The organism is Pseudomonas sp. 10-1B (assembly GCF_000935045.1).
Taxonomy (GTDB): domain Bacteria; phylum Pseudomonadota; class Gammaproteobacteria; order Pseudomonadales; family Pseudomonadaceae; genus Aquipseudomonas.
This window is the reverse complement of record NZ_JYKS01000045.1, coordinates 1-4,463: the sequence shown is the minus strand read 5'-3', so window position 1 is coordinate 4,463 and position 4,463 is coordinate 1. Positions and strand designations below refer to the sequence as shown.

Sequence of the window (4,463 nt, the reverse complement as noted above, 5' to 3'; positions counted from 1 at the left end):
CCCTCGACCAACCACTGCGGAATCCGCCGTTCCAGGTAATACCCCGGGTTGCGCAGGCTGCCATCGACAAAACCCACGTGGCCACCGCGGCTGTGCAGTTCGAAGTGGGTCTGCGGCGCCAGTTCGCCCGCCGTGGGCAGGCTGTGGCCGGACACGAAGGGGTCGTCGCTGGAATGGATGATCAGCGTCGGTGTGCGGTTCTGGCCCAGGAAAAAATGACTCGATGAGCGGCGATAGTAGTCATGCGCGTCGCGAAAACCGTTCAGCGGTGCGGTGACCTTGCCATCGAAGTCCCAGAATGTGCGCAGGTTGCTCAGTGGTCCCAGGCGCTCCAGTGTCGCCAGCCGCTCATGCTGGCCCTGGTCGTGGAAGTGGCGCTGCTTGAGCTGCACATACGCTAGCATCTCGCGCATGAAATGCGCCTGGTAGACCTTGGAAAAGCCCTGGCCGATACGGTTTGCACAGTGGTCCAGGCGAAACGGCACCGACACCGCGACGGCGGCTTCCAGTTGGCTGGCATCGCCGCTCTCGCCCAGGTACTTGAGCAGCACATTGCCCCCCAGCGAGTAGCCCACCGCATACAGCGGCGCCAACGGTCGCTGTGTGCGCAGGTGGTCGACGATTTCTGCCAGGTCTTCGCTGGCCCCGGAATGGTAGCTGCACGGTAGCAGGTTGGGTTCGCCCGAGCAGCCGCGCCAGTTCACCGCAACGCTGGCCCAGCCACGGCCTTGCAGCGCTTGCTGCAAGCCTTTGACGTAGGGCGAATGGGACGACCCGGTCAGCCCGTGCAGCACCAGTACCAGCGGGGCATGCGGCTGGTGCGGGCCGTGCCAGTCCAGGTCGATGAAGTCGCCATCGGCCAGCCACAGCCGCTCGCGGTTGCGCGTCAACTCAGGCAGCTTGCGCCACAGAGGCCCCCACAGGGTTTGCAGGTGGGGGTTGGACAGGCCGATGGCCGGGCGGAATGTGGCGCTGTGGCTGGGCATGCTGGGCGACTCGTGATGTGCCTGCCTAGAGTGCCATGAAACAGCGCCCTTGTACCTTCGCTATTGGTCGAGCGGTGACGGGGTGGGCAATGGCAACTGTTCGGTGTCGGGACCTGTGGTGATGAATACTTGTGGCGCACTCAACCAGACTTGCGCGGCTTCACGTAGATTGGCAGGCGTCAGTACCGATAGCTTGTCGAGGAAGGTGGCAAGATGATCCTGTGGCAGGCCTTGGTGGCTGTATGTCGCCAGCGCTTGGGCCATTTTCGCGCTGTCCGCCAGGTCGTCGTGCAGCTCGCCGGCGATCTGGTTCAACGCCATATCGCATTCTGCCTGGCTGGGGCCTCGCTCACGCAGGCACGCCAGAATGCCCGACACCAGTGCGCCAGAGGCATCCCGATAGTGTGGCGCGATATCCCAGTGGATCTGCAACTGGCTGGCGGCATCCAGCGGGTTCAGGTTGGAGGAAATGGAATAGGTCAGGTTGCGCAGCGTGCGCAATTCTTGAGTCAGACGCGATTCATAACTACTGCCAAGAATTGTGTTGAGCAGATGCAGTGCAGGGAATACCGGGTCATGTGGTGACACCTTCGTTGCAAGGGTGAGCGTTGACTGGGTTGCGCTGCTAGCGGTCGTGAGGTTTTGGTCCAGTGGCTGGTATTCAGGTACGGGTGGCGTGCGTTGGGCCGCCCAGCCTTGCGGCAGGGCCCGAACGAGGTCGTTGACAAGCTGCTCTGCTTCTTCGCGAGCCAGGTTGCCCACCAGGCCGATGTCGAGATTGTTGGCCGAGTAAGCCCGCTTGTGAAAATCCCTGATCTGATCATCGCTGATGTTGCCGATGGTTTCTGCAGTCAAGTTGGCAGCGTAGGGGTGGCCACTGAAGATATGCGCGGTAGTTGCCTTTGCAATCCGTACTGTCGAAAGGTTGCCGTTTCTGGCCTCGTTGAACACCAGCCGTTCGCCGATTTTGGCGACATCGGCCGCCCGAAACGCTGGGCGCGCCACCATGTCGGTCAGCAACTGCATCACGCTGTCACGCAGCGCAGGCAGGCTCAGGGCGCGTAGCGTGATGACGGCACAGTCGTCGCTGATTTTTCTGCCCACGATCGCGCCGAACCCCGCCATTTCCTCGGCAAACCGAGTTGCATCAAGCTGCCCGGTGCCTTGATCGAGGCTGTACAGGACAAGTGCCGCAAGCCCTGGGCTGGTGCCGTCGAGTACGCTGCCTGCACGAAAGCGCAATGCCAGGTCGAACATCGGCCGCTCATGGCGTGCGAGGAAGCTGACTTTGGTGCCTTCAGCAGTTTGCCACTGCTCAGGGAGGGCTTGCAGGGATGGAATTTTGCCAAGTTCGATGCCCTGCGCTGATTGCAGGTTGGCCATGGCCGCCAGGGCTGTGTCGTCAGCGGGGCCGTTGCACGTCAGCGGCAGTTGGGCCTGGGAAATTGCCTGGTTCATGCTGTCGCTCCTGGCCGAAGGTAGGTGGTGGTCAACCGCTCGCGCCCCAGGTAGGCAAGTGCCACTTGCTGCACCTTTTGGCAATCGAGGTCGCGGATGATTTGGGTATCTTGGTCAATAGCTGCGGCGGGTATGCCTGCAGCCGCGGCCGCACCTATCTGCTCGGCCTGGAATGCCGAGCTATTAGTGAACAGTCGGCGTGCAAGCATGCGCAGTTTTGCGCGCTGGAGCTCCGGCGTGGGCACCGGTGTGTTGCGCAGTTCGTCGAGGTGCTGGTAAACGGCTTGCGCAGCCTGCTCAGGCGTGCTGTTCGTGCTGTTTACATACGCAGCAATGGTCAGCAGCGTGTCACCGCGCAGCAGCGGCTGATAGTGGAAGCTGATGCCGGTAAGCAGGCGTTTGTCCCTCACCAGGTCGCTGTAGAGCCTGGCGCTGAAACCCTCGGCAAGCACCTCGCGGATCAATTCCAGGGCCGGTGCGGTGGCTGCGTCAGCGGCGGTGGCTTTGCTCGGGACATTGAACGACATGAGTAAACCGTCGCGTAAGCCCGGCCGGCTGATGGTTTGTTTGCGCTCCTGCAGCCGCACGTCTTGCCGGGGTATGGGCCGTTCAGGCAATGGTGCGCTCGGCAAGCTGGCGAAGTACTGTTCCATCTGCTGGCGCAGCGCGGGCAGGTCGATGTTGCCGACCACTACAAGCGTGGCGTTATTGGGCCGGTACCAGGTTGCATACCAGGTACGTAGCGTCTCCAACTCGATATTGCCAAGGTCTGCCGGGGGGCCGAAGCTCGGTTGCCCATAGGGATTGCTGCCATGGGCCAGCCCTCTATGACTGTCGTAAGCCTGTTGATCTGGCCGGTTATCGAACTTGAGTCGCCGTTCGTCCTCGACCGCTTTCTTTTCCCGATTCAGTTCTGGCTGGCCAAATGTCGCGCTGTTCATGGCATCGGCCATGATCTCCAGAGCGATTGGCAATCGAGAGATCGGCAGCGATATCTCGTACGCAGTAGCATCTTCATGGGTGCTGGCATTGGCATGGCCGCCAAGTCGAGCGATCACTCGGGAATATTGGCCGGCTGGCAGTTTGCTGCTGCCTTCGAAAATCAGATGTTCCAGAAGGTGGGACAGGTTGCTGTGGCCCGCGGGCTCATGGCTTGAACCCACCTGATACCAAAGTTGCACGGCGGCCAGCTGGCTGCTGGGATCTGTCCGCAGGTAAACGGACAGCCCGTTGTCCAGGGTGAAGTGTTGCAGTGGCAAGGGCGCGGCTGAAACCACAGACGCCAATCCTGCCGAGACCTGATCGAGGTTTAGAGGAGGAGGTAAAGTCATCGCTGAAGTGCTCCGGTTGCTGTGAACCGCAGCAGCTTCAGCGAAATGCCCACGCGGGTAGCGTTACATAGTTAGCCCCGTTGCCAGAGTGCGTAATGTACCTGGCCGGTCTTCTTCTCGCGGTGCAGGCGCCAGTTGCCCGGCAGTTGCAAGGTCGACGGCGCGGCTTCGCTTTCGGTATAGACCCACGCCTGTTCACCTAGCCACTGGTTCTGCTCCAGCAGGTTGCAGGTGTTGGCCAGCAGGTCCTGATGGAACGGCGGGTCGAGGAACACCACGTCGAACTGCTGCTTGGCCGGGCCTTGCAGGTAGCGCAGGGCGTCGGTCTGCAGGATTTGCCCCCGCGGGCAGCGCAGGGTCTCGAGGTTGTTCTTCAGGTTGGCGATGGCGGCCGAGTTGCTGTCCAGCGCCACGGCGTCTTCCGCCCCGCGGGACAGGGCCTCGAGTACCAGCGCGCCGCTGCCGGTGAAGGCGTCCAGCACGCGGGCACCTTCGATGTAGGGCGCCAGCCAGTTGAACAGGGTTTCGCGCACGCGGTCTGGCGTTGGTCGCAGGCCTTCGCCTTCCGGCACTGGCAGGCGGCGGCTGCGCCACTCGCCGGCGATGATGCGCAGGTGGCCCTGGCCCTTGCTTTGGCCCGGTTGCGGGCGGGCGGGAGGGGAGGTTCTCGGCATTAGTGCTCCGGTAC

Annotated in this window: 4 protein-coding genes; all 4 read right to left on the bottom strand. The window is 62.2% G+C overall.

Going from position 1 to position 4,463, the window contains the following annotated elements; genetic code table 11:
- A partial coding sequence (locus TZ03_RS22230; RefSeq protein ID WP_051100432.1) for a hydrolase occupies positions 1 to 986 on the bottom strand: 986 nt, incomplete at its 3' end.
- Between the two features lie 60 nt (positions 987 to 1,046).
- Positions 1,047 to 2,444, bottom strand: a complete 1,398-nt coding sequence (locus TZ03_RS22225; RefSeq protein WP_051100431.1) for a M16 family metallopeptidase — start codon at positions 2,442 to 2,444, stop codon at positions 1,047 to 1,049.
- The gene (locus tag TZ03_RS22220; RefSeq protein ID WP_053388453.1) at positions 2,441 to 3,775 is read right to left on the bottom strand and encodes a M16 family metallopeptidase; all 1,335 of its coding nucleotides are present in this window, start codon (positions 3,773 to 3,775) and stop codon (positions 2,441 to 2,443) included. The genes TZ03_RS22225 and TZ03_RS22220 overlap by 4 nt, the downstream gene beginning before the upstream one ends.
- A 71-nt stretch (positions 3,776 to 3,846) precedes the next feature.
- The gene (gene rsmD, locus TZ03_RS22215; RefSeq protein ID WP_051100429.1) at positions 3,847 to 4,449 is read right to left on the bottom strand and encodes a 16S rRNA (guanine(966)-N(2))-methyltransferase RsmD; all 603 of its coding nucleotides are present in this window, start codon (positions 4,447 to 4,449) and stop codon (positions 3,847 to 3,849) included.
- Between the last annotated feature and the right edge of the window lie 14 nt (positions 4,450 to 4,463).